The 25092-nt window shown below is 50.5% G+C and carries 17 protein-coding genes; 10 read left to right on the plus strand and 7 right to left on the minus strand.

What is annotated here, in order from left to right; genetic code table 11:
* The first annotated feature begins 19 nt into the window (after positions 1-19).
* On the plus strand, positions 20-1015 hold the full coding sequence (locus Q4E40_RS08110; RefSeq protein WP_303411297.1) for a PorP/SprF family type IX secretion system membrane protein: 996 nt from the start codon (positions 20-22) through the stop codon (positions 1013-1015).
* A gap of 12 nt (positions 1016-1027) precedes the next feature.
* Complete coding sequence (locus tag Q4E40_RS08115) at positions 1028-2251, plus strand: OmpA family protein (RefSeq protein WP_303411299.1); 1224 nt, start codon at positions 1028-1030, stop codon at positions 2249-2251.
* Between the two features lie 235 nt (positions 2252-2486).
* Here the strand turns inward: Q4E40_RS08115 and Q4E40_RS08120 are convergent, their stop codons facing one another.
* Positions 2487-3731 (minus strand): ROK family transcriptional regulator, encoded by a 1245-nt coding sequence (locus Q4E40_RS08120; protein WP_303411300.1) that lies wholly within the window; start codon positions 3729-3731, stop codon positions 2487-2489.
* A gap of 314 nt (positions 3732-4045) precedes the next feature.
* Between Q4E40_RS08120 and Q4E40_RS08125 the strand changes: the two genes are divergently transcribed.
* The 8 genes from Q4E40_RS08125 to Q4E40_RS08160 all read left to right on the plus strand — a co-directional run bounded on the left by Q4E40_RS08125 (position 4046) and on the right by Q4E40_RS08160 (position 17544).
* Positions 4046-6139: a hypothetical protein gene (locus Q4E40_RS08125; protein ID WP_303411302.1), complete on the plus strand. Its 2094-nt coding sequence runs from the start codon at positions 4046-4048 to the stop codon at positions 6137-6139.
* Between the two features lie 87 nt (positions 6140-6226).
* Positions 6227-7429 carry a DUF5689 domain-containing protein gene (locus Q4E40_RS08130; protein ID WP_303411304.1) on the plus strand — a complete coding sequence of 401 codons (1203 nt, stop codon included), beginning with the start codon at positions 6227-6229 and terminating at the stop codon, positions 7427-7429.
* Between the two features lie 49 nt (positions 7430-7478).
* Positions 7479-10721, plus strand: a complete 3243-nt coding sequence (locus tag Q4E40_RS08135) for a SusC/RagA family TonB-linked outer membrane protein (RefSeq protein WP_303411306.1) — start codon at positions 7479-7481, stop codon at positions 10719-10721.
* 10 nt (positions 10722-10731) lie between these two features.
* On the plus strand, positions 10732-12495 hold the full coding sequence (locus Q4E40_RS08140; protein WP_303411307.1) for a RagB/SusD family nutrient uptake outer membrane protein: 1764 nt from the start codon (positions 10732-10734) through the stop codon (positions 12493-12495).
* Between the two features lie 140 nt (positions 12496-12635).
* Positions 12636-13454: an endonuclease/exonuclease/phosphatase family protein gene (locus Q4E40_RS08145; RefSeq protein ID WP_303411308.1), complete on the plus strand. Its 819-nt coding sequence runs from the start codon at positions 12636-12638 to the stop codon at positions 13452-13454.
* A 12-nt stretch (positions 13455-13466) separates the two neighbouring features.
* Entirely contained in the window at positions 13467-15095 is a 1629-nt protein-coding gene (gene pafA / locus Q4E40_RS08150; RefSeq protein WP_303411310.1) for an alkaline phosphatase PafA, read from the plus strand.
* Between the two features lies 1 nt (position 15096).
* Positions 15097-16284 (plus strand): n-acyl-d-glucosamine 2-epimerase, encoded by a 1188-nt coding sequence (locus tag Q4E40_RS08155; RefSeq protein ID WP_303411312.1) that lies wholly within the window; start codon positions 15097-15099, stop codon positions 16282-16284.
* A 3-nt stretch (positions 16285-16287) separates the two neighbouring features.
* Positions 16288-17544: a sugar MFS transporter gene (locus Q4E40_RS08160; protein ID WP_303411314.1), complete on the plus strand. Its 1257-nt coding sequence runs from the start codon at positions 16288-16290 to the stop codon at positions 17542-17544.
* A 263-nt stretch (positions 17545-17807) separates the two neighbouring features.
* On the opposite strand, the gene Q4E40_RS08165 is transcribed toward Q4E40_RS08160, so the two are convergent.
* From Q4E40_RS08165 to Q4E40_RS08190, 6 genes are all read right to left on the minus strand, one after another.
* Complete coding sequence (locus Q4E40_RS08165; protein ID WP_303411315.1) at positions 17808-18875, minus strand: LacI family DNA-binding transcriptional regulator; 1068 nt, start codon at positions 18873-18875, stop codon at positions 17808-17810.
* Positions 18876-19144: 269 nt separating this feature from the next.
* Positions 19145-20578: a Gfo/Idh/MocA family protein gene (locus Q4E40_RS08170; protein WP_303411317.1), complete on the minus strand. Its 1434-nt coding sequence runs from the start codon at positions 20576-20578 to the stop codon at positions 19145-19147.
* 40 nt (positions 20579-20618) lie between these two features.
* Positions 20619-21317, minus strand: a complete 699-nt coding sequence (locus Q4E40_RS08175; RefSeq protein ID WP_303411319.1) for a carbohydrate-binding family 9-like protein — start codon at positions 21315-21317, stop codon at positions 20619-20621.
* A 4-nt stretch (positions 21318-21321) separates the two neighbouring features.
* Positions 21322-22470, minus strand: coding sequence for a phosphotransferase enzyme family protein (locus tag Q4E40_RS08180; protein ID WP_303411320.1), 1149 nt, complete (start codon positions 22468-22470; stop codon positions 21322-21324).
* Positions 22467-23387, minus strand: coding sequence for a nucleotidyltransferase family protein (locus Q4E40_RS08185; RefSeq protein WP_303411322.1), 921 nt, complete (start codon positions 23385-23387; stop codon positions 22467-22469). The genes Q4E40_RS08180 and Q4E40_RS08185 overlap by 4 nt, the downstream gene beginning before the upstream one ends.
* 573 nt (positions 23388-23960) lie before the next feature.
* Entirely contained in the window at positions 23961-25004 is a 1044-nt protein-coding gene (locus Q4E40_RS08190) for a LacI family DNA-binding transcriptional regulator (RefSeq protein ID WP_303411324.1), read from the minus strand.
* Positions 25005-25092 lie beyond the last annotated feature (88 nt).

Below are 25092 nucleotides of genomic sequence, written 5' to 3' on the forward strand. Positions count from 1 at the left end.
CGCTTAGAGATTCTTTAAAATGAAAAAGTTAATTCTATTCCTATTAGTAGTTGGTTCTGTTCTGGGCGCAAAGGCCCAGAACAGGAAACACATCGCCAATTTCCAGCTGTTTCAGCAATACTACAACCCATCCCTCACAGGCTACGAGGGCTCGATGCTCAAGGGCTTCCACCGCAACCAATGGACGGGCTTTGAGGGGGCTCCCAGAACCTACTTTGCCTCCGCGGAGCTGGACCTGGCAGACCTGTCGGCCTGGCAGAAGAATGATGTGCTGCGCACCAAGCAGCACGATTTCTTTGACCGACAGGGAGGCGCCCGCCATGCCTTTGGCCTGACCGTGCTGCAGGATGCATTCGGCCCCTTCTCGGAGAGCCAGGTGCACCTGGGCTATGCCTCCCGCGTACGGCTGTCAGAAAAGCTGAGCCTGCGTTGGGGCGGAGCGCTTACGTACAGCGCCCAGCGCCTTGACGGCAACAGGCTCACGGTGGACAACGAGAACGATCCCGAGTTCCAGGGGGTGCAGGGGCAGCACTTGCGCCAGGGCAAGCTGGACCTGAACCTGGGCTGGACCCTGACCGCCGATAACTTCTACTTCGGCTATGCAATGCAGGATGTGACCAAGGGCGGCATCGTGTCGGGCGGGGACGAGTTCCTGCAGGACCTTTACACCCGCAAGCACCTGGTGCAGGCGGGCTACCGCACCGCCCTTTCCGACCAGTTCGGGCTGGTGGCCAACGCCATGCTGCAGTACGACGATCAGCTGAAAGAGAGTGCAGAACTTCAGCTCAAAACGGTGTACCAGAACATGCTCTGGCTGGGGGGCAGTTACCGCCAGGACCTGGCCTGGAGCGCTACCGCCGGGGTCCGCCTGAATCAATTCCGTATCGGGTATGCCTATGAGATACCGGTGCAGAACGCCCGCCACGTGAGCAGGAGCACGAGCGAGATCTCCCTCACCTATAACCTGATTCCGGTGAAGTATCCCAAGTACGGAAAGCAAGTGACCATCTGGTAAAGCGAAGCGAACATGAAGAAGATTATATACACCATCGGATTGATGCTGGGGGCCATTACAATTGGCCAGGCCCAGACAAAACTCCTGGAGACGAATGATGAAATGGCCGGTGTGGCCCTGTTAGGAGAGAACATGCTGCTCATCACCAAAAAAGTAGAAGGCGGCCAGCACCTTTATACTGCCAGCCTTGACGAGCCGGAAACGGCAGCGCGGGCCGTTACCCTGAACGCGGGACAGATCAACGCCGTGGTCGGTGGCAACCTGGCGGCTGGCGAGGTGTTCGTCTACCATAAGTCGGGCAGAAGAACAGGGAAGATCAGCATCTACAAGTGGACGAACGGGGAGTTTGTGAAGGGCGAGGAGCTGCCGGTGCCCCGCCTGCGCAATCATTCCTATAACCTGGGCATGCACCTGACTGGGGACCATCGCCAGCTTTTTATAGCCGCCGAACTGGCCGGCTCGCAGGGATACGATGACCTGTATCGGAGTGAATGGAACGGCAAGTCGTGGTCGCGCCCGCGCAACCTGGGCAAGCAGGTAAATTCCAAAGGTGCTGAGTTTGCCCCTTTTGTCAGCAACGATTCCCTGTTCTTCTCGCGTCAGCAGGGAGAGACAGCCTACATTTATGGAGCATCCCTGAAAAACGGAGAGATGGGGGAGGCTGTGCGGCTTCAAAGTGTGGTGAACGAGAAAGAGGCCTACAATGCTTATTTCAGAAAGAGCAGCGACCGGACGGTGTGGGTGAGCGGCACCTCGCAAGAGCAGCCGCGCTATATCGCCTACATGCTGGGGAAATTACCGGAAGCAGCTGCCGCTGCGCCACTTGCCGGTGCTGTTTCAGAACCACTTGTAGCGGAGGAAGTGCCGGAGCAAATCGAGCTGAATGAGGTTGCCGACGCCAGCCCAGTGGAAACAGCACCTAAGCGGGCTGTTTCTCCATCCCTGGTGCTGTTCAATGCGTTTAACCGGGTACACCTGAACCTGAATGAACTCGCCGGCTTGTCGCGCTTCCTGCGCCAGCAACCAGACGGAACAAACTTTGTGATCAAAGGCTATTCCGATGGTTACGGGGAGCCCGCGGCCAAGCAGCGGGTGAGCGAGCAGCGGGCCCGGAGTGTGAAGGCCTACATCGAGCGTTACTTTGCAGGCAAGGGTTTTAAAGTGGAGGTAGAGGGAGAGGTGCTGCCCGACAAAGGCAAAGCGCACCGCAAGACTGAGCTGTACCTGGTACAATAGCTACGGAAGATCCTCAGCCAATGACACGAGCCACTTCGCCAGGAGTGGCTCGTGTGCGTTGTGGGGAACCAGACCCGCATTTCATGACAGGAGCCTTGAATACACCATTGCAGGGTTTGCCAGGTGCTGATTGCAGCCTGGGAGGAGTGCCTTGTGCTCTTTACTCTTGTAATGTCCAAGAAAGGTAGTGTTTCGTGACTTGCAGCCATATATGTCACGAAACGCCGCAGGCTTACTATTGTATGGATAATATTTTATCTCTTGCCAGGAGACAGGCCCCCATGACGCCTGCTTTTCTGCCGAGACTGGACATCCGGAGTTCCGTGTCGGTGCTGACAAGGCTCAAGGAATACTTATTAATCGCGGCTTTGATTGGAAGCCTGATATAGGCGTCTGTTTCTGCCAATGATCCTCCCAAAATGATTAATTCAGGATTAAACAGGTTCATAATGGCAGCAATGCCCCGGCCAATTTTTTCACCTGCCTCGGAGATGATCTCGATAGCCAGCATGTCGTCGTTCAAAGCAGCATGAATGATATGCTGGAGGTTGATTTTGGCTATATCACTGACCGTGTTGGTGACGATACTCGTGGCTCCCTGTTTCAGCCTTGCCTTAAACTGTTGTGTGATGGCCAGGCCGGAAGCCTCTGTTTCCAAACATCCTTTCTTGCCACAATGGCAAATGATATCATTCGCCAGCAGCGGAATATGTCCAAACTCCCCTGCGAAACCTGATTTCCCATAATACAGTTTCCCGTCTATCATGATGCCCATGCCGATGCCTTCATCTATGTTGACGAAGAGAACACTTTTTTCTGATGTCACGACGCCACTATAGAATTCACCGAAAGCCATGCCCCGGGTATCATTTTCAAGGTAGGTATGAATACCTATCCTATCCCTGATTATCTGACTGAGCGGTTCCTGATGTAAATGGAAGAAGCTGTAGCTATAGCCGGTTTTATGGTTCACTCTGCCAGAGATATTGACACATGCGGCTAAAATTTTATCCTTGGGGACAGTAGTCGAGTCGATGAACTCCTCGATCTTAGAGCACAGTTGATCAAGAGACTCATTTGAATTCTCCAGATGAAAGGGGATGTCCAGTTCTATTTTCAGAAACTTTTCAGAGAAGTCCATCAGACCGATGTTAATAGACTCTCTTTTAACCTCCACCCCTATAAAATGAGCCGAAGAGGCCTCCAAGCCATAGATGTTAGGCTTTCTGCCAACCCCAGCGTTGCTTTTCCCGAAATCACGAACCAAGCCTTCGGCTATAAGCTCTGTGATGAGCTCATTGATCTTAGGGGTGCTGACATTGAGTTGTCTGCCTAAATCAGCTAAGGTAGCGTTTCCCTGACTGGATAGGATTTCCAGTACCTGCTTTTTCAACAAGGTGTTTTTATAGGAAACGCCACTCATCTCATCCTGCTGCAACTCCTGAATAAGCGTTCCTTTTAACCCTTTTCTGTATGACATTCCTGAAAACTTCTAAACGATGGTAAATATATACAGCAAACACAGGCTGCTATCGATTTATAACATAAAGATAATACGGAAATGTATTTAAATAAATTTAGCTAGTCTATTTTTGTTTAAAAATTAATTTATTCAAATAAGGTTAGTTATTAAAAAATATTAAAAATGATTTGGAATATATAGAATTAATTTTCTAATTGATCCAACATTAACGCGAAGGTATGCATTCAAAATTTACACTGATCCTATTATTGCTGTTAATCACTGGTTGTAAGCAAGCCTCAGGGAGTAGGGGCAGCTTAAAAGAGCAACAGTTGATCGTGTCAGCCTCGGCAGATAATGATATTGTGAAGCTGCTGCTCAAGAATCAGATTGATTTTCAGCGATTGGAGAGTGCAGACGAGGCGATAGGGAGCGCCAGCAAGTATGATGCTGTCCTCCTGCTGGCAGATTCCTATCCTGCTACCCGTGTGCTTCTAAGTGAGAAGTCCTTTGAGCGGATTAAAAAGAAAAAATTAAAGGTATACCTGGAGTACACTGCCACCCTTCCTGGTATGGTACTGCCTCCAGAGACCAAACGCATAAAATTAGAGAGAGGGGTCGTCAATACCTCTAAAATCACCGGGCTTGATTCGCTCGAGCTGCTGGGGGTAAACGACCATCAATTCATTCCATTACAGGCAGCAGAAAGCCCGCTCATTGTGTTGGGGAAAGTAGCGGGATACGACAAGGCTGATTATGGCTTGCAGGATGTAGAGGCTTTTCCGCTTTTATTCAAGCATCAGGGAATTTTAGTAAGCCCGACAAAGCTGAGTGATGCCATCGCATCCCGGTTTGGGCCTGCAGCCTCCTGGTCCAGGGTATGGGAGTACATTTTGAGGGATTTGTTCTCGACAGATGCGATCACCCTGCAGCATTGGCCCCAGGATGTCAGCCCTTCCTACTCGAAAGAACAGGCGCTTCCGGCGAACGCCTATGAACGATCCATTCTGAAAGGTTCAGATTGGTTTTACAAGGCACGTTTGTTCATCCATCCAGACTGGCAGGATCTGTTTGAGCAGCGAACTTCGAAAAACGGGATCGAGGTGGTGCACCCACCGGTAGGATCTGATCAGCCTGTTGGTGATGGGAGTTTGGGCATATTAGAGGGCCACGCCTCCTTCATTCAGGCAGACGGGTCCCAGCCCTACCGTTGGTGGCTTCGGGCAGACTGCCAGGCGGAAGTGGCCTTTGCACTTAGTTCTGCGGCGCACCTGCTGGAGAGGGACGAGTACAAGGAGACAGCAAAAAACTTACTACATCACCTCTATAAAGACTCGAACCTGCGGGCTGGAGAGCGGAATGATCCCCAGAGTCCATCTTATGGATTAATAGGCTGGGCCACCACAGATCCCGACGCCTATTACGGAGATGACAATGCGCGTGCGCTCTTGGCGACCATCGGCGCATCGGCCAACCTCGGCACCAGTGATTGGGACGCTTATATACTAGAGGGGATTTTAGGGAATTTCAGAACGGCCGGCACAAATGGTTTCAGGGGCCCCTGGTTCAGAGACGCAGCCATGCAGAAGACAGACTGGCAAACCCTGGGCAATCGTGAAATCGTAAACGTTCATCCTCATTATGAATCCTGGCTATGGGCTTGCTACCTCTGGCTTTATGATAAGACGGGGTACGCTCCTTTGTTGCAGAAAGCCAAGGATGCCATCGCCATCACCATGAACCGTCACCCGGACTGGAAGTGGACAAATGGGATCCAGCAGGAATACGCACGAATGCTGCTTCCATTGGCCTGGCTTGTGCGCGTGGAGGATTCCCCGACGCATCGGCAATGGCTCGCGCTGGTGGCAGACAAGCTACTGGAGGACTTGCAGGAGAGTGGTGCCATCCGGGAGAAGCTGGGGAAAGAGGGACTGGGAAGATACGGCCGCATCGCTTCCAATGAAGAATATGGCTCTAAGGAGGCCCCTTTGATATCAGAATATGGCGATCCGGCCACTGACCTGCTCTATACCTTGAATTTTGCCTCATTTGCCCTGAATGAAGCTGCCGCTGCCACAAACAACCCTTCCTATAGAGCCGCCTCCAATCGGATCACTGATTTTCTGGTGCGGATCCAGGTGAGCAGTCCTGTGCATGAGGATTTAGACGGGGCCTGGTTCAGGGCATTCGATTACGAACGCTGGGATTACTGGGCTTCCAATGCGGACTCGGGTTGGGGACCCTGGGGCACCCTGACCGGGTGGACACAGAGCTGGATTATCAACAGCCTTATCCTGACAAAGGAAAAACAAAATTTTTGGGACAATACCAACGCCCGCTACAAAGGCAATGATCAGTTCAGGCAAATGGCAAGGGAGAAAATCAATGCCATGCTCCAAGAAGGGCAACCAGTAGGGAAGCAATAGCTTCCTCATGACAGCATCAAATTCACTATCCATAGCAATCAAGCATAACCATTAATCCAAATGTCTACACTTTACACCTCTAAAAATATGATGAATAGAGCATTAAGAAGGAGCCTGGCAATTATTCTGCTATTATCGGTTTGGGCCTGCAGTAAAAGCGAGGATGCCACTCCTGTTCCGTTGTCCAAGCCTCAGAATATTACAGGTTTAAGAAAGGTGCAGCAGTCCGGCGACCTGAAGTTCGGCGCTACTGCCATCAAGGGCATTGTGATTTCCGATGTGGCTGGTGGCAATATGGAAGCAGGAATGGTGGCTGTGCAGGAGGAGGGGAAGGATGCCGCCATCCTCTTGCAGTTGTCTGGGAATTCCAATTTTGCGAAAGGCGATGAGGTGACGCTTAACCTGGAAGGAGCCTCGCTCTCATCCAGGGAGGGAGAGCTGGTCATTTCCGATTTAAGTGCAAGTGCTGTTGAAAAAACGGGAAGATCTGTGGAGGTTACCCCAAAAGCAACCACGCTTTCTGACATTGTGGTCAACGCAGAATTCTGGGGCCCGATCCTGGTGAAGGTTTCTGATGTCAACCTGAGCGGCGGAACGCAGGGGAGATTTGAGGGAGAGGTGGTGCTTCGGGACGGCATCGGAGCCGTTTATTCCATGCTTCAGCCCAATACCGCGTTCACGGATATAAACATGCCGGCCATGGCCAACTCCTATACCGGCATCGTCCGGATAAGCGGAGACAAATTCTACATCAACCCCAGGAATATCGAGGACATCGTGGGAGGAGTGACTGAAACGACCGAGGATTTCGAGGATGCCAGCAATACCAGCTATGACGTGAAGGAGTTGAGTTTCAAGTCAGGTGTCTGGACCCTGGATGGCGCCATCACAGCGGCTACCGCGGCCGACATGAAAAACGGGGCACAGAGCGTGCGCATGCAGGGCACGGTTGGCAATGATAAGCGAAATGGCATGGTGAGCATGAATTTCGATCTGCAGGGGGTTAAGGGCTTGAAAGTATCCCACGGCATCTACCCAGCCAGCGCGGAGGTGGCCAACATGAACCCGACCACGGTCGATGTGGAGATCTCAAAAGACGGCGGCAACACTTACACCCTGCTGCAGCAGCTAACCATTGATGTGCAATCTAAAGTTTTGGGGACAGATGAAATAGCTGTTAATGCGGCCGCAAATGAGCAAATAAGAATCAGGTTTGTGAATTCCTCAACCCCTTTTGCCAATAACAACAGGCCCCGCATCAACATCGACGACGTTGTTTTTCAATTTTAGTGATGGAGTATTCAGGCAAATTATTCACACTGACATTTAGCATTGCACCATGAGACAGTATTTAAAACTTTTTACTTCCCTTCTCCTGCTGCTCTGCATGAGCCTGGCACAGGAAAGCGTAGCCCGAAGTGTGCAGACACAAGCGACATGGCGCCTTACAGGCTTGGTCGTTTCACAAGGCAAGGAGCCGCTTCCTGGTGTGAGTATTCATTTAAAGGGAACGCAGACAGCGACTGCAACCGATGCAGAAGGCAGGTTTTCACTGGCAGTGCCATCCGCTCCCGGGGAACTGGTGTTCTCTTTCATCGGGACAAACACACAGGCTGTGTCTTTTCAGGGGCCTGGAGAGATCAATGTGACCTTGACAGACAAAGCCCAGTCACTGGATGAAGTGATTGTGGTCGGCTACGGAACCCAGAAAAAGGAGAACCTGACGGGTGCTGTTGACCAGGTGACCGCTGAGGTTTTCACCAATCGTCCTATCACGAATCTGTCGCAAGGGCTACAGGGCGTCCTTCCCAACTTAAACCTGACGCCGGCGGACGGAAAGCCGACGCAGTCTCCCTCTTTTAATATCAGGGGAGCAACTTCCATCGGGCAGGGTGGCAATGCCTTGGTGCTGATAGATGGCGTAGAGGGCAATCCGGCCCTGCTGAACCCCCATGACATTGAAACAGTTTCTGTCCTGAAGGACGCGGCTTCTGCCAGCATCTACGGGGCGAGGGGCGCATTTGGTGTGGTGCTGATCACTACGAAAAGACCAGCCAAAGACAGAACTAGCGTGACCTATACCACGAACTTCGCCATCAAAGAACCTACTGTCGTTCCTGACTTCGTGACAGATGGCTATCAATGGGCGACGATGTTCAATGAGGCGTTTTCAAGCTGGAACAACTATGCCAGCACACCCCAGAACGTTAACAAGACACTTCGGTTCTCACCTGCTTACCTGGCAGAGCTGGAGCGCAGGTCCAAGGACCCCTCTCTTCCCAGGGTGGAGGTAGATCCTGTTACAGGAGAATATGTCTATTATGAGAATACGGACTGGTTTGATCAGCTATACAAGAAGCATACCTACTCCCAGGAGCACAACCTGGCCTTCTCAGGCAGCGGCGAGAAGACAAGCTTTTATGTGACGGGCAGGTACCTGAATCAGCCCGGACTTTTCAGGTATAATTCGGACGATTACAAGATGTATAATTTCCGGGCCAAAGGGGCCATAGACGTGTTCTCCTGGCTAACGCTGGAGAACAACACAGACTTCTCCAATGTACAGTACCACAACCCGCTGAATGTCGGAGAAGGTGGGGGTATCTGGCGGAATATGGTGGCAGAAGGCCCCCCTATGGCTCCTATGTTTAATCCGGATGGTACGTTGACGCACTCAGCAGCCTATACCGTGGGTGACTTCTGGTATGGCAAAAACGGGATGGACTCAGACCGCAGGCTGCTTCGGAATACGACAAGCTTCACTTCCAGATTTTTTGAAGACAAGTTTCAACTGAAAGGGGACCTTACCTTTCAAAGCCTGGACGACAATGAAAAGAGAATTCGGGTGCCAGTGCCTTACAGCCGGGTACCGGGCGTGATCCAGTATGTGGGCCTCAACACGAACGACCTGCGTGAGATCTACAGAGAAACACAATACATCGCCTCCAACCTGTATGGGGAATACCAACATACGTTCAAGGATGTCCATCGCTTGAAGGCCATGGCAGGGTTCAATTATGAATTAAACACGCACCGGCGAGTGGGCGCACAGCGTAACGGGTTGATCTATGAGAATGCCGATGATCTGAATCTGGCTTTGGGCCAGTCCATCATCACAACAGGTGGGTGGGAGCAATGGAACATCATGGGAGGCTTCTACCGACTGAACTATGATTTCAAGGATCGCTACCTGCTGGAGGTGAATGGCCGGTACGACGGTTCCTCTAAGTTTCCGGAGCATGAGCGGTTTGCCTTCTTCCCTTCTGTTTCCGCGGGTTGGAGAATCTCCTCTGAACCATTTTGGAATGTGTCAGAGGACATCGTCTCTGACTTCAAGCTGAGGGCTTCCTACGGTTCCCTGGGAAATGGCAATATCCGATCCTATGTCTTCCAGGAGCAGCTTGCAGTTGGCCAGTTAGGGCGCATTCTGAATGGGGTACGGCCACAGTACACCAATAATCCTTCCGTGATTCCTTTCGGTCTGACCTGGGAAACGGCCACCACCCAAAACATTGGGCTTGACCTGTCACTACTGCGAAACAGACTCAATATTGTGGGGGATGCCTATATCCGCAAGACGACGGATATGTTCACGCCTGGGGTGCGGCTCCCCGCTGTTTTTGGGGCTGCCACACCCAGAGGAAACTATGCTGATCTGGAGACAAAAGGCTGGGAACTGTCTGTCAGCTGGAGAGACGAGTTCAGCCTGGGGGCCAAACCATTCAGCTATGATGTAAGGGCCATTGTGTCCGACCACACGTCCACCATTCTAAAATACAACAACCCGGAAAAACGGTTGACGGACTTTTATGAAGGGCAGCGCATCGGAGAGATATGGGGCTTTGAAACCGCTGGCTTCTTTGAATCCAGTGAAGACGTCAACCGGTCGGCGGATCAGAGTCTGTTCAATACGACGGCTACAGGTGTCTGGCGTCCGGGGGATATAAAATTCGCTGATCTGAATAACGATGGGGTGATTGACTTTGGCGAGAACACGGTCGATTCGCCAGGCGATAGAAAAATCATCGGTAACTCGGAGCCACGCTACAGGTTCGGACTGAATCTGGGGGCAGACTGGAGTAATTTCTTCTTCAGTGCCTTCTTTCAAGGGGTGGGCAAACAAGACTGGTACCCTAGCAGAGGGGCGAACACCTTCTGGGGGCAGTACAATGCACCTTACGGACATCCCCCTAAGTCACAGATCGGCAACATCTGGACAGAAGAAAATCCGGAGGCCTACTTCCCACGCTACACGGGTTACCTGGCCTGGACAGGAGGGGGTACCTTACGGGAGGCACAGACCCGGTATTTACAGAATATAGCCTATGTCCGCTTGAAGAACCTGCAGTTCGGGTATAACCTTCCGCAAGCAGTTACTTCCAAAGTACGGGCACATGCCGCCCGTGTCTATGTCTCCGGTGAAAACCTGTTTGCCTATTCCCCCATGCACAAGATTACCACGGATATAGATGTGGAGAATACGGGTGCCTCGGACCAGGACCTGGATTCCACCAACCATGGTGACGGATTCAACTACCCCATGTTGAAAAGCTATTCTTTAGGGTTGTCCATAACGTTTTAAAGCAAGAATGATGAAGCGGATTTATATATTATTCATAATAGCCTTTAGCTTATCTGCCTGCGAAAAGCTGGACCAGGCACCAAGATCAACGGTTGGGAAAGAGGCCGTTTTTGAAAGCGAGAATGGCTTGGCGCTCTACTCCAACTCCTTTTATGATATCCTGCCCACGGCATCTGACATCCTGCGTGGGGATGCCATGTCGGATTACATCGCCAGAAAAGAGGTGCCCGACTTCATCAGACCGGGGGCTTACGGACCCCGGCAGAGTACCGGGTGGAACTGGTCAGAACTGAGAAACATCAATTACTTTATTGAAAACAACAACAACAGCTCCGTTCCGGAGGAGACCAGAAACCATTATATGGGGATTGCCCGGTTCTTCAGGGCATGGTTTTACTTTGATAAGGTAAAGCGGTTCGGGGATGTGCCCTGGATCGGCAAGTCATTTGACGTGAACGATCCGGAATTGTTCAACAGCAGGGACTCGCGGGTACTGGTAATGGACTCCGTACTGCGTGACCTGGACTTTGCGATCAAACATATCCGGACGACTAACGATGGCTCAAGGTCGATGATCACAATACCGGTTGCCTATGCCTTCAAGTCCAGAGTGTGTTTGTTTGAAGGTACTTTCAGAAAATACCATGCTTCCTATAACCTGGGCAGTACAGCCGACGAATGGCTCACGCAGTCAGCGGAAGCCGCAAAGGCCGTGATGCAGGACTTTTCCTTTTCCCTTCATACAGGCGGGGGCGCTTCGCAGGCTTACCGGCAGCTTTTTACGAGTAAATCGCCCATCACGAATGAGGTGCTGCTCGCCAATATTTACGACGATGAGCTGGCGCTTTACCACGACGCAAACTGGTACTGGACCAGTGCCACCTATGGGGACAGGGCCAATTTCACCAGAAGCTTTATCAACACCTACCTGAACCTGGACGGCACTCCTTTCACGAGCAATCCCCAATACGAAACCATGGTATTCAGCGAGGAAGTTAAAAACAGGGACGCAAGGCTCAGCCAGACCATCAGGACGAAAGGCTACGCCCGGATTAACGGTGGAAACACGGTCGCTTCCCCTCCTGAGTTTTCCTATACCTACACAGGCTATCAACCCATCAAATGGACGCTGGATGATACGTTCTACGACAGTGGGAGCCGCAATGACAACATCCTCCCTGTCATCCGCTATGCGGAGGTGTTGCTGAACTACGCGGAAGCAAAAGCGGAGCTTGGAACTTTAACTGACCTTGACTGGGCGCAGACGATCGGTGCCTTAAGGCAAAGGGCAGGCATTAGGAATGCCACTATGCCGACAACAGTAGACCCTTATTTGCAGCGCGAGTTTTTCCCTGAGATCAGTAACCCAGCCTTGCTCGAAGTGCGCAGAGAAAGGGGTATCGAACTGGCGCTTGAAGGATTCAGATTCTACGATCTCGTGCGATGGAACAAAGGCAAACTACTGGAAAAGGAGTGGAATGGCATGTATGTCCCAGGTTTGAACATTCCATTGGATATGAATGAAGATGGCGTCCTGGATGTAGCCTTCTATAAATCCATGCCGAGCACACCGGTTGCGGGAGTCACTTACATCAACGTCTCTGACAATGCGAACGGGAGGCCGAACCCCCTGGTGCTATCTCAGGGTGACAAAGGGGAGATTATCTGGCTACACACAATTCCGAGGATATGGGAAGACAAATTTTACCTCTATCCCATACCTGAGTCAGAGCGTTTGATCAACCCGGCACTCGGCCAGAACCCGGGGTGGTAGAAAACAGCACAGCCAGTGCCCCTCTACCTGACTCATCACTATCCTCTTCCTCTACCCCTACTAACGTGGCGTTTTCAATTGGGGTAGGGGGGAGATAGTCTTTGCTATTTTTCAACAGTGTATCTACTAAGCTTATGAATATGAAATACCTGGCAGGCTTCTTTGCCCTGTTCCTGCTGCTTTCGTGCAAAACTTCTTCTGAAGGCACGCCTGAACCTAAAAAGCAGACCATCAAAGTGATGTCCTACAATATTCATATTGGGAACCCACCCTCCAAACCAGCCGGAGAAGTTGATTTGATTGCCACAGCCAAGGCCATCAATGGTGAAAAGCCTGACTTGGTAGCCCTGCAGGAAGTAGACGTGCACACCACGCGCTCCGGAACTACCCTGCACCAGGCAAAGGAATTGGCAAAGCTGACGGGCATGCACTATTTTTTTGCAAAGGCGATTGACAGGTCAGGTGGAGATTATGGCGTCGCGCTGCTGTCCCGCTTTCCGATCCTTTCTTCATCCGTTCACGCACTGCCTGTAGAAGACGGTTCTGGTGCTGAACTGCGGGCTGCCGGCATTATTGAAGTCGAGTTTGCCCAGGGGCAGAAAGTGGTATTTGTCTCCACGCACTTAGATCATCTAACAGATAAAAACAGGGAACTGCAATCCAGGGAGCTCATGCGGGTGCTGGCCCCATTTGCGCAGTCTCCCATCATCATTGGGGGGGATTTCAACATGGACCCTCAAAACGGAAACTGGAGCCTGTATGAAGAGGGATTCAAGATGGGGTGCGGCAATACCTGCCCTCCCACCTTTCCGGCTGGAAGGCCCATAACGACTATTGACTACATTCTGCTAAACAGGGCAGCCTCTTCCAAATTCACTGTCAAAGACTATTATACCGTGTCGGAACGCTATGCCTCGGACCACTTGCCGCTGGTGGCGGTGCTTGAATTTGAAAATTAACCCCCTATCCCTATGACAAGCTTTTTTAGAGTGCTTGCGACACTGTGCCTGGTGATTGCAGGCATGACTGTATACGCAGGTTCCCCTCCTAAACTGGTCGTCGGGCTCGTGATAGACCAAATGAGATGGGACCATTTACATCGGTATCAGGACAGGTATGGCAAAGATGGGTTTAACCGGTTGTTACGCAAGGGCCATTCCTTCAACAGTACCTTTATCAACTATGTGCCTTCCATGACAGCGGTGGGACATGCCAGCATCTACACAGGTTCGGTGCCAGCCCTACATGGCATAGCCGGCAATGAGTGGTTTGATTTGAAATCTGATCGCATGGTTTACTGCACGGATGACAGTACGACCCACCTTGTAGGGGGAGAAGAAGCCCTTCAAAGCATGTCTCCCCGACAGCTGCTCACTACGACCTGGACAGATGAACTGATGCTGGCTTCAAATTTCAGATCCAAGGTGGTCGGCGTTTCCCTGAAAGACAGAGCCGCCATTCTGCCCGCTGGTCACAAGCCGACAGGCGCTTTCTGGTATGATGACAAAAGTGGCAAGTTTGTGACCAGCAGCTGGTATTTCCAGAACTTGCCAACGTGGGTAGAAAAATTCAACAGCCAGCAGCTGGGGCAGCAATTACTGGCGCATGAGTGGGAAACCCTATACCCTGCTGCTACTTACCAGCAAAGCACAAACGACCAGACAGCCTGGGAAAGACCTTTCAAAGGAGCACAGACAACACGTTTTCCCCACCAGGTTAAGCACCTTTATCAGACTGACAAAGGGATTATCCGCAACACGCCCATGGGGAATACCTTAATTCTGGAATTCGCCAAAAGCGCCATCGAAAGTTATCAGCTGGGTGGCGGGACCCTGACGGATGTGATTGCCATCAATTGTGCCTCCACGGATTACATTGGCCACCAGTTCGGGCCCAATTCCCTGGAGGTGGAGGATGCCTACCTAAGACTCGATCAGGACTTAGCCTCTTTCTTCAAATACCTCGACAAGAAGATCGGAGTCGATAACTACCTGGTGGTGCTGACGGCAGATCATGGAGCCGCGCAGTCCATTGGGTATCTGGAATCGCTCCGTTTTCCGACAGGGTGGCTGAGGGGAAAGGAGAAGGTCAAGCCATTGAATGAATTGCTAGCCAAGAGATTCCAAACGGATGACTTAGTCAAAGCCATCTATAATTACCAGGTCTATTTTGATATGGCGAAGATAGCGGCAGCTGGTTTGGACTTCCAAGCGATAAAAGCACACGCAATCGGGTATTTGCGACAAGAGCCAGGGGTACAGTTTGTGGGGGACATGGACAACGCCAGTCAGCTTGCCATCCCTGAGCCTATCCGAACGATGATGGTCAATGGCTATCATTTTAAAAGAAGCGGTCAGCTGATGATTATACAGGAGCCTGGCTGGTTTGATGGTCCCCTGAAAGGAACCACCCACGGTACCTGGAATCCGGCTGATACACAAATCCCCCTGATTTTTATGGGATGGAAAATAAAAGCGGGGCATTCGAACGAGCGCGTTGAAATAACGGACATCGCCCCAACCCTTTCTTCGCTCTTAAATCTTCAGGCGCCCAGTGGAAGCATTGGGAAAGCCCTACATGTAGAACTTAAATCAAACTGAAATGACTAAAATTGATTACGCAGCCTTATACAAGTCCAATCTTTTAGAGAACGTGGTGCCTTTCTGGATGAAGCATTCTGTTGATACGGTCAATGGCGGTTTTTTTACATGTCTGGACAGAGATGGACGTGTCTATGACACGGATAAGTTCATGTGGCTGCAATGCAGGCAGGTATGGACGTTCTCGATGCTCTACAACGCGTTGGGCGAGCAGTCCTGGATAGATGCTGCCCGGCAGGGGGCTGAGTTTTTGAAGAAAAACGGACGGGATGAACAGCAGGACTGGTACTTTTCCCTGACGAGGGAAGGAAAACCGCTTACACAGGCTTACAATATATTCTCGGATTGCTTTGCCACGATGGCATTTGCTCAGCTTAGCAAGGCCACCGACAATGCCGCGTATGCCAAAGTTGCCATCGATACCTTCCATAAGATCCTGGAGCGGAAACAGCATCCAAAAGGGAAATTCTCAAAGGCCTTCCCCGGGACCCGGGATCTGCAAGGGTTCTCGCTCCCCATGATCATGTGTAACCTGGTGTTGGAAGTGGAGCATTTACTTGATCCGCAGCTGGTGGAGCAGACCATTGCCGAAGGGGTAGATACCGTGATGAAGACCTTCTATCAGCCGGAGCTGGGAATTATCCTGGAGAATGTGGACATGGAGGGGAAGTTCTCTGATTCGTTTGAGGGCAGGCTGGTAAATCCGGGCCATGGCTTGGAAGCCATGTGGTTCATCATGGATATTGCCGAGCGGACCAATGACACGGCTTTGACAGCGCAGTGTGTGGAGATTGTGCTTTCCACCCTGGAGTTTGGCTGGGACAAGGAGCATGGGGGCCTGTTTTATTTCCTGGACATCAAAGGTAATCCGCCTCAGCAGTTAGAGTGGGATCAGAAGCTGTGGTGGGTTCACATTGAAGCCATGATCGCAGCCCTCAAAGGGTACCTGCACACAGGGAATGAGCAATGCTGGGAGTGGTTTGAGAAACTCCATCGCTACACCTGGGAGCACTTTGTGGATCAGGAGCACGGGGAATGGTTCGGCTACTTGAACAGGCAGGGCGAGGTGTTGCTTCCCCTGAAGGGCGGGAAGTGGAAAGGTTGTTTTCACGTGCCCAGGGGCTTGTATCAGCTGTGGAAGACGATGGAAAGGGTTGAGAAAAGTAAGTATTCATTAGCAAAATCGTAGAATATGGCCATGTTACCGGTTAAAAACCAGCTGGAGGTATCCCAGGAAACCACAACCAGCAAGAATTACCTGCCTGCGCTCATAGCTTTGGCGGTTCTGTATTTTATGATGGGGTTCATTACCGTACTAAACGATACCCTGGTCCCATTTTTTAAGGAGGGCTTCACCCTTACTTATTCCCAATCCTCGTTGGTGCAGTTCTATTTCTTCCTTACCTATGGCTTACTCTCCATCCCTTCAGGGAAAATAGTGGAAAAAATCGGGTATAAGAATGGCATGGTAGCCGGTTTCCTGATAGCCGGATTAGGCGCTTTTCTGTTCCTGCCCGCTTCCTGGTTCCACCAGTATGAGTTATTCCTGGCAGCCCTGTTTATTGTTGCCACGGGAATCGTGTTGTTGCAGGTTGCGGCTAATCCTTACATAACCGTGTTGGGTTCACCGAAGACTGCCGCCTCCCGCCTGACGCTTATACAGGGGGTTGGGTCCATCGGTACGACAGTGGCGCCTCTTTTTGGAGCCCAGTTCATCCTCTCGCGGTTAAGTGAATCTAACGCCTCAAGCGATGCCCTGGTGAAACCCTATCTGATGATCAGCCTGGGGTTGCTGTTAATTGGAATTATTGTGTTTCGTTTAGCTTTGCCTCAGATTTCCGCCTCCGAAGGCAATGAAGAAGCGGAAGGTACGGGGCAGCGATCTATTTTCAGTTTCCGCCATCTCAATTACGGCATCATCGCCCTGTTTATGTATGTAGGGGCGGAAGTGGCCATCGGCTCCTTCTTGACGAACTATATCGCCGATACACTTTCGATCGAGGAGCATGCGGCCAACCTGTACTTGTCTTTTTACTGGGGTGGCATGCTGGTTGGCCGGTTCATAGGTGCCTATGTGTTAAAGCTGTTACAGCCTTCAAGAGTACTGGTGATCGTTGCTTCTTTATCTGTAGCGTTGATCCTGACCTCCATACTTTCAACAGGCTATCTGGCAGTTTGGGCGATGGTCTTGGTTGGCTTGTGCAACTCCATCATGTTCGCTGTCATTTTCTCCCTATCAGTAAATGGTCTTGGGAGATTCACCACCAGGGCTTCCGGTTTACTGTCCACCGCGATTGTAGGAGGAGCATTTGTGACGTATGCCCAAGGGGTATTGATTGATCATTTTTCCTGGGGGGTAGCCTTTATCATTCCACTGTGCTGCTATTTCTATCTTATTTTTTATGGTTTGAATGGATACAAGCCATCTAATACTTTCAAAAGTTATTAACTGTAAGCTTGAACCTGATTTTAACGCTGAACGGGCATTTTAATCATATTTCACTTCGATATTTGATGAAGACAGGACATTTGATGAAGACAGGACAAAGGTATAGGAGAGGGCTTTGCAAGAAAGCTAGCTACCAATGAAATTTACTTGTCACTGTTGACAGAAGCACTAAAGGTAATTAACAAGCAGTGACTTTGGCATGCAGCTTGGAGCACCGGCTAGTTCCTGTCTGTATTGTATTGACTAACGCACAGAAAACTTTACTACATGTCTGCTTCAATGTAGTAGTGCAGGTTTTCCTTTGTAATAATATCCAGCGGCAGGTACTTGATCGGGTTATTCTTTTTCTTAAAGATCAGATGATCAGCCAATCCATGGATGCCCCAGTAGCCTTGCCCTTTGGGGTTCTGATTGATCAAAAAGTCAATCTGGCCGCTGTTCAGGTAATGCAGGTTCTTCTCAATCAGGTCATAACCGACCAGGTTGACATGCTGCAGGCCCTGCTGGAAAAGGTACTCGGCTACAACACTGGCTTTGGAGTTTGTTACAAAAATGCCTTTGATATCAGGGTTGGCCTTGAGGAGTTCGTCTAGTTGCTGCGGAATAGTTTGCTGCTGCTTGCTTTGGAGATCTGTCTGCAGCAGGTGCATGAGCTTGTCCAGACCCTGCGCCGCAAAGTAATCCACAAAGCCCTGCTCTTTGTGGATCAGGTGCGTGGAGTTTTGTATATCCTCGTCGATATGTGCTACTACAAAAGTGGCCTTGCCTTTATAGCCAAAGTGAAGGAGCTTGCCTGCCAGCACACCACTCTGGTAAGAGTCCTGCCCGATATACATAAGCGGTTCACAAGCAGGAATGTGGGTGTTAAACAGCACAAATGGAATTCCGTCTCTCTTCCACTTGCTGAAGTAGGAGAGGGACTGGCGGTAAAAGATAGGGGCTATCAGGACGCCATTACAGTTTGACTCAGAGACCTTGTCCGCCTCTTTTACAAAGGAGTTCGCATCGAATGGATCAAAAATGTACCGAGTGACACGAATGCCGTATTGGTGTAGTTCTTTTTCAGCTTTTTCAACGCCAGTCTGGGGGGCCTGCCAGTACCGGTCAACGGCCGGGTCAGGTATAAGTGCGGCAATGTTGTAGATTTTATTAGTGACAAGGGCCCTGGCTATGATGTTGGGGGTGTAATTAAGTTCTTCCGCTATTTTGAGTACCCGCTCCCGCACTTCTTCAGCCACACGACCCCGGTTGTGAAGCACGCGGTCCACGGTGCCTGTCGATACATTTGCTTTCTCAGCTATATCTTTTATTCTGACGATTTGATTACCCACGTGCTGCACTATCCTATTAAACACATACCCTAGTCAGGAAGGTAGCTGCTATCAGTAAACCTGCTTTCACTTCCCTGACTCAAAAATATTAATTTAAATTCATATTCAGCGCATACAGTTTTGCTGTAACAGCGCTACCGGTTACCCAACAAAAAAGAATGACGGTGCCTGACTCCATTAGAGCCAAGTACCGTCGTTCTCCAATCTACCATAGCCTTAGCGCTTTTCACAGGTGACAGCTGCCAGAAAGCGCTAAGGCCGGGTGTGTGTCAGATTCTGACATTTGTGGTGCCTGCCCCCTGCAGCGATATGTCTACCGGTGCATTTTTCTGCCAGGCGCCCGCTGTAAAATCAGGAACATCGATGGAGTTGGAGCGGTTTGCCACCGACCATTCGCTCAACAGGCCAACCGCTGTCCAGGAGGCAGCATCGTATACATCCTGGTCCAATGGCAGTCCATTACGCAGGCAATCGATCAGGCGCCATTCCATCAGGAAATCCATGCCACCGTGGCCGCCGATTTTTTTTGCCATTTCGCCCAGTTTCTTGATGATCTCCGGGGTGTATTGCTCTTCTACCGCCTTAAACTCCTCCGGTTTAAGCCATCCGTTGTGCCCTGTGGCTATCTTCTTCTCCGGCCATTTCCGGGCAATGCCCTTGGTGCCACTCACCAGGTGGATACGCGAGTAAGGGCGCGGCGTCGTAACGTCGTGCTGAATCATCATGGTTTTCCCTTTCTTGGTGCGGATGGTGGTCGTGTTCATGTTGCCACGGTAAGTATCCTGCACGTAAGGCGTAAAGAAGGAGTCCTTCGCCGCCAAGCGCTTAGCCTCCTCGTACATCTGGAAATCATCGGTCGATACCGAAACCAGGTAGTCCATGGCATCGCCCCGGTTAATGTTCATGATCTGGCAGATCGGGCCCAGGCCGTGCGTGGGGTAGAGGTTGCCATTCCGGGTCATGTTTTCTTTCAGGCGCCACATGTTTTCATAGCCCTTTTTAGAGAAGTTCAGGTCCAGCAGCTGGTGGATGTAGGCTCCCTCGCCATGAATGATTTCCCCGAAATAACCCTGCCGGGCCATATTCAGGGTGAGCATTTCAAAGAAATCGTAACAGCAGTTCTCCAGCATCATGCAGTGTTTCTTGGTACGCTCGGAGGTCTCAACCAACTGCCAGCATTCTTCTATTGTCAGGGCAGCAGGCACTTCTACTGCCACATGCTTGCCCTGTTCCATCGCATATAATGCCATGGGTGTATGTGTATCCCATGGGGTGGCGATGTAGATCAGGTCAATATCATCACGCTCACACATCTTTTTCCAGGCATCCTCGCTGCCTGCGTATGTAGTCGGATTATGGTTGGTACTGCTGTCAGCCAGCTTCTTTTGTACTGCCTGTACTTTTTCCGGTACCAGATCGCAGAGACCTTTGATCTCTACCCCCTCAATTCGGTTCATGCGCATTACGGCACCCGGGCCTCTCATGCCCAGCCCTATATACCCTACCCGTACTTTGTCAAGCTTAGGCGCTCTGTAGCCGGACATGTTGAATTGCTGGGTATGGGAGCGGCCTGTCTGTTTTTGTGCCTGGTCAGTACCTGCTGGGACGGCTGCTGTAGCACAGCCACCCAAAAGACCGGTTCCCGCCAGACCAATGCCCGCCAGACCAGTTAGTTTGAGGAATTCTCTGCGTTTGTTACTCATGGTGATCTCTTTAAGTCCAGATGATATATTTTAAGGTTGTTTATGCTTTAAAAAATTGAAGGCTGGTGTAGTCACCCTCCTCTTGATACTCCGTCGGCAGAAACTGCAAGCTTCCGAAGAACGCTGGCAAGTGAAAGTTTGGTGTCGGAGTCTGCAGCTGATTCCAGGTAAGGAAATGGGGGACGGGTAATTCATCTCCACATTTATAAAAGTTACCGCTGGCCTGCACCTTCTCCAGGCTGGTAAAGTTATGCTCGGAGAATGCGGATGCAGGTATAGCCAGTGTGAGGTGCCAGGTTTTAAGTGGTGATGCGGTGTTTCCGGCCCGCAGGCTGGCAAAGCGCCTTATCTTAGAGACCGTGTCTGGGTGCAGTAGCTTTCTGTTGTGACGGTCAGGACCAAAGCCCGCACGACAGGTGCCCAGACAGTTGAATTCCAGATTATAGTACTCCCGCTCTCCCTGAAAAGAGATAAAAAACTCAACACAGCTATCCTTGTACACCGGGTCATGGGTTTTCCGGTACCTGGCCTGCACAGAGGCCTCACGGACATAATATTTCAGGAAGATGCAATCGCCACTATAGGCAATGGCAAAAGCCGCGTCGGGTTTTTCGTCAGTAGATAGCCCAAGGGAATTGCTGATCTGTTGCTGGGGTAGCTTATCCAGTTCAAGGGAAATCAGGTTCAGCTGACTGTCCCGCTGCAGGTGGCGGAGGAGGGGGATCTGTAAATGGTCCATAGCTTTATCCAGGTCGTTGTGAAACCATTTGACGGCACGAGGCGAGTATTCCCTCTATTATCCCCTGCAGCAATTCGGACTTTTCTTCCAGAACCTCGACTAACCGGAATTGTGCCCTACACCGCTGCAGGTTATGCGCCGGGAAATGCACCTTATAATAGTGATCTCCATCCAGGTAGTCTGTCAGGAAGCGAAGGCCCATGATGAAAGGGAGCAAGGTGATTCCGAGCGATAAGGAGCCTATCTCCTGGTCAGTCAGTGATTTGTGCGTCTCTTCCAGAAAACCCTGGGTAAAGCCCCGGAACAGGTGAAGGTCAATGTCTATTTTGCCTAAGTCCTTTTCGTCCTCGGGCGTGGTAACAGCAGTGGTTCGAATGGCATCCCCATAGTCATAAGCAACGAATCCGGGCATGACGGTATCCAGATCAATCACGCACTGTGCGTTGTCCTGGCTGTCGAAGAGCACGTTGTTAAACTTGGTGTCGTTGTGTGTGATACGAAGTGGTAAACTCCCTTCACGGCCAAGCCTGATGATCGCCGCCATGGCATGCGCACGCTGCCTGACAAACTGAATTTCAGGCAGAACCTCTTTAACTCTGCCGGCCATATTTTCCCCGAGGGCTGTTTCAAACTGCTTCAGCCGGTACTCTACATTATGAAAGTCAGGTATGGATTCGTGTAGTGAGCGGGCATTCATATCAGCAAGCAGTGCCTGAAAGCGTCCAAAGGCTTTACCACCTTCATAAGCCTGCTGTGCATTTTCAACCACATCGTAGCTGCGTGTACCTTGCAGTAAAAGGTAAAGGCGCCAGTAGTTGCCGTCCTGGTCCTGATGATACATGGAGTGTTGATGGGTCGGAATAAGTGTTAGCACCTCCCGGTCTGACCGCTTACCTGGCATGGCATCCAGCTTCTTCCTCAGGTGAGCTGTCACCTGCTCAATGTTTTGCATTAGCTGCGGCACATTCCTGAACACATGGTGGTTAATGCGCTGCAGCAGATAATCAGGAGCAGTTGGTGTCTGGTTCTTGACATAGTAAGTGTCATGGATATGGCCTGAACCATAAGGTGTTATACTGGCAACACTCCCCTCTATGGCAAAATGAGAAAGAACGTTATCGAAGTTGGATGCGGCTTCCGTGTTATCTTTCATTGTGATGTCTCCCATAGGTTCTCAGGATAGACCTTGGCTTCTACCAGGCTATTGATGCGTTGCATAGCTGTTGATTTATCAGCTGGATAAGTCACTCCAAACCATTTCTCGGGAGTTGGTATTACCCTAACCCGAGCCTCACCAGCAGTGATCATTTTATTCACCACTTCCGGCAAGTAAAACTCTGCTTTCAGGTCGCGCCCTTTCTCATGCAGGAACTCCTTGAGGTACTTCTCAAAATAAGAAAACACGCCTGGCTTAAACGCCATGAGGTTCATAGACACCATAGCATTGCCCTGCAACTGCTTATGGGATGCGTCTTCATCCTGCACCAGAATTTCGCCGCTGTCTGTGCGTACGATTTTGGTTAGTTCCGTTAAAGAAGCGAGGGAGCCATCGGGGGCAACAGTACAAATGCCACGGGATACGCTTCCATGTTCAGAAAGTGTGTTTGCGAGTTGGAATCCGATCAGCCCGTGCTCCTGGCAATCTGTGCTGTTGTTTAAGAATGCAACGGTCATGCTGAGTGACTCATAGCCATAAAAGTCGTCCGCATTGATAACAGCAAAGGGTTCGTGTATGTGAGAGGAGGCCACCCATACCGCATGGCCTGTACCCCACGGCTTTTCCCTCCCTTCGGGGACGCCATATCCTGTTGGCAGCATGTCAAGCTCCTGTGTCACGTACTCAACGGGAACATGGTCGGGCAGCCTGTGCCGCATGACAGCCTTGAATTCCTCGGCTATCGATTGCCGGATTACGAAGAGGATCTTGCCGAACCCCGCCTTTACAGCATCGTGGATAGCGTAGTCGATGATCGTTTCTCCATTGGGCCCGAAACCATCCAGTTGCTTCAAGCTGCCATATCTGGAGGCCATACCCGCTGCTAAAACCAGTAAAGTGGGACGTTTCTGCATGTAATAGAAATTAGGTGTCATGATGCCCCATCTAGACGAGGCTAATCACAGGTAGGGAATTCACCCAGTAAGAAAAAGCTGCCTGACAGAAAGCCGCAGCTGTGTACTGTTGTAAAAAGACTACTGTTCGGCTAACCAGCGGGAACAGGCTCGCCTCCATTAATCCAGTAGCGAGTGCTTTCATGTCAACAGTCACTAAAAGTAGAAATGAAGACTATACAAAGCAAGAAAAATTTGATAATGTTTACGAACACGCAGCGTGTTTGTTCGATAACACACCTCTTGCTACAGGCAGTTGGTTTAAATTCGTCTGTCGCGTCTTCTAATGGTAGGTAAGGTGTCCGGAAGGGTTTTGAACCCCTTCTAAGCAAGGTATAAGGAGGGAAGACAGTGTCCGTAGACCAGTCCATAACAGGATTCAAGGGCACGCCGGCAAGTTTTGCCTGAACCAGCAGGCAGGAGAGCAGCCTGGTACTGTGTGAATCCGAAATCCTGGAAGGGTTCACAGCCAGGCATGGTGGTGCCTGAGGTTGGCGCTTTAGCAAATGCCATAAAAGATTTAAAGGGTCAGAGCTACTGAAAAAGGTGCTCTTCCTTCAGGTTTTCTACAAGCTGGGATGCTATCATGACCTTATAATATGCCTGTGATTTTTTATGTTCTGTTCCTTTAGAAGATAAGAGGTCCATGAGAATCTCCGTCGCCCGCTGCCCCTGATGATAAGGGAATTGCTCTACTGAGGCCAAAGGAGCGTGTGACATGTAGTTTGTCATGGGTAGATTGGCATAGCTCACATACTCCAGTTCTTCATTAATTCTTATGCCGAGCTTCCTGGCATGATTTAAAGCATAAAGCCACACGTAATCATTGAAAGTCACCACAGCAGTCACCCTACGCTTATTCGCTAAAAGCTGATCGAGTGCGTTTTGGGCTCCTTTCTCAGTCAAGTCACAGTCCACGATCAGGGATGGATCAAATTTAAGTCTGTTCTTCAACATGGCTTTGATGTAGCCCTCCCGTCTCTCTGTGCTGGCGTAAAGTGTATCAGGCCCGTTGATCATGCCGATGGCGCGGTGTCCTTTCTTTAAGAGATAAGTGACTGCCTCAATGGTTCCGGTGATCATGTTGCATGAGACGGAATGGATATCTTCTTTAGGCGGGATTCTGTCAAAAAACACGACAGGGATGTTGTATTGGCTGAGGCTGTCAAAATGCTCAAATGAGGATGTGTTCTTGGAAACGGAAACAATCAGGCCATCCACCCGGTGGTGTTTTATTTTTTCCACCAGTTGTTTCTCCTTTTGTTCGTCATCATGCGACTGTGCCAGCAACACGGTATAGTTCCGCTTATAAGCAGTGTCTTCTATTGCGCTGATGGCAGCCGAGAAAAAGGCTTCCGAGAGCTCAGGCAGAATGACACCGATCGTGTAGGTTTTGCCTTGTTGAAAGAAAATAGCTGTTTGGTTTCGCTCATAATTAAGTTCCTTGGCGAGCTTCTTTACCTTTAAGCGGGTGGCCACGCCTATGGTGGGATGGTCATTCAGCGCCCTTGACACCGTAGAGGTAGAGATGTTAAGAATTTTAGCAATTTCCTTTATCGTTGTCGGTTTGCCAGTCATGTAATCGAAGCGTAGTACTCTTTAAAAATAGACATAATGCGTGGCAATGTAAAGCGGTGAGCCGGGATTAATATTGTTTTGCAGCAAG

The organism is Pontibacter coccineus, from assembly GCF_030546575.1.
Taxonomy (GTDB): Bacteria; Bacteroidota; Bacteroidia; order Cytophagales; family Hymenobacteraceae; genus Pontibacter; species Pontibacter coccineus.

Excerpts from the sequence above, each read along its gene's own strand:
- Q4E40_RS08110 (WP_303411297.1), top strand. The coding sequence starts at position 20 with ATGAAAAAGTTAATTCTATTCCTATTAGTAGTTGGTTCTGTTCTGGGC.
- Q4E40_RS08115 (WP_303411299.1), top strand. The coding sequence starts at position 1,028 with ATGAAGAAGATTATATACACCATCGGATTGATGCTGGGGGCCATTACA.
- Q4E40_RS08120 (WP_303411300.1), bottom strand. The coding sequence starts at position 3,731 with ATGTCATACAGAAAAGGGTTAAAAGGAACGCTTATTCAGGAGTTGCAG.
- Q4E40_RS08130 (WP_303411304.1), top strand. The coding sequence starts at position 6,227 with ATGATGAATAGAGCATTAAGAAGGAGCCTGGCAATTATTCTGCTATTA.
- Q4E40_RS08135 (WP_303411306.1), top strand. The coding sequence starts at position 7,479 with ATGAGACAGTATTTAAAACTTTTTACTTCCCTTCTCCTGCTGCTCTGC.
- Q4E40_RS08140 (WP_303411307.1), top strand. The coding sequence starts at position 10,732 with ATGAAGCGGATTTATATATTATTCATAATAGCCTTTAGCTTATCTGCC.
- Q4E40_RS08145 (WP_303411308.1), top strand. The coding sequence starts at position 12,636 with ATGAAATACCTGGCAGGCTTCTTTGCCCTGTTCCTGCTGCTTTCGTGC.
- pafA (WP_303411310.1), top strand. The coding sequence starts at position 13,467 with ATGACAAGCTTTTTTAGAGTGCTTGCGACACTGTGCCTGGTGATTGCA.
- Q4E40_RS08155 (WP_303411312.1), top strand. The coding sequence starts at position 15,097 with ATGACTAAAATTGATTACGCAGCCTTATACAAGTCCAATCTTTTAGAG.
- Q4E40_RS08160 (WP_303411314.1), top strand. The coding sequence starts at position 16,288 with ATGGCCATGTTACCGGTTAAAAACCAGCTGGAGGTATCCCAGGAAACC.
- Q4E40_RS08170 (WP_303411317.1), bottom strand. The coding sequence starts at position 20,578 with ATGAGTAACAAACGCAGAGAATTCCTCAAACTAACTGGTCTGGCGGGC.
- Q4E40_RS08175 (WP_303411319.1), bottom strand. The coding sequence starts at position 21,317 with ATGGACCATTTACAGATCCCCCTCCTCCGCCACCTGCAGCGGGACAGT.
- Q4E40_RS08180 (WP_303411320.1), bottom strand. The coding sequence starts at position 22,470 with ATGAAAGATAACACGGAAGCCGCATCCAACTTCGATAACGTTCTTTCT.
- Q4E40_RS08185 (WP_303411322.1), bottom strand. The coding sequence starts at position 23,387 with ATGCAGAAACGTCCCACTTTACTGGTTTTAGCAGCGGGTATGGCCTCC.
- Q4E40_RS08190 (WP_303411324.1), bottom strand. The coding sequence starts at position 25,004 with ATGACTGGCAAACCGACAACGATAAAGGAAATTGCTAAAATTCTTAAC.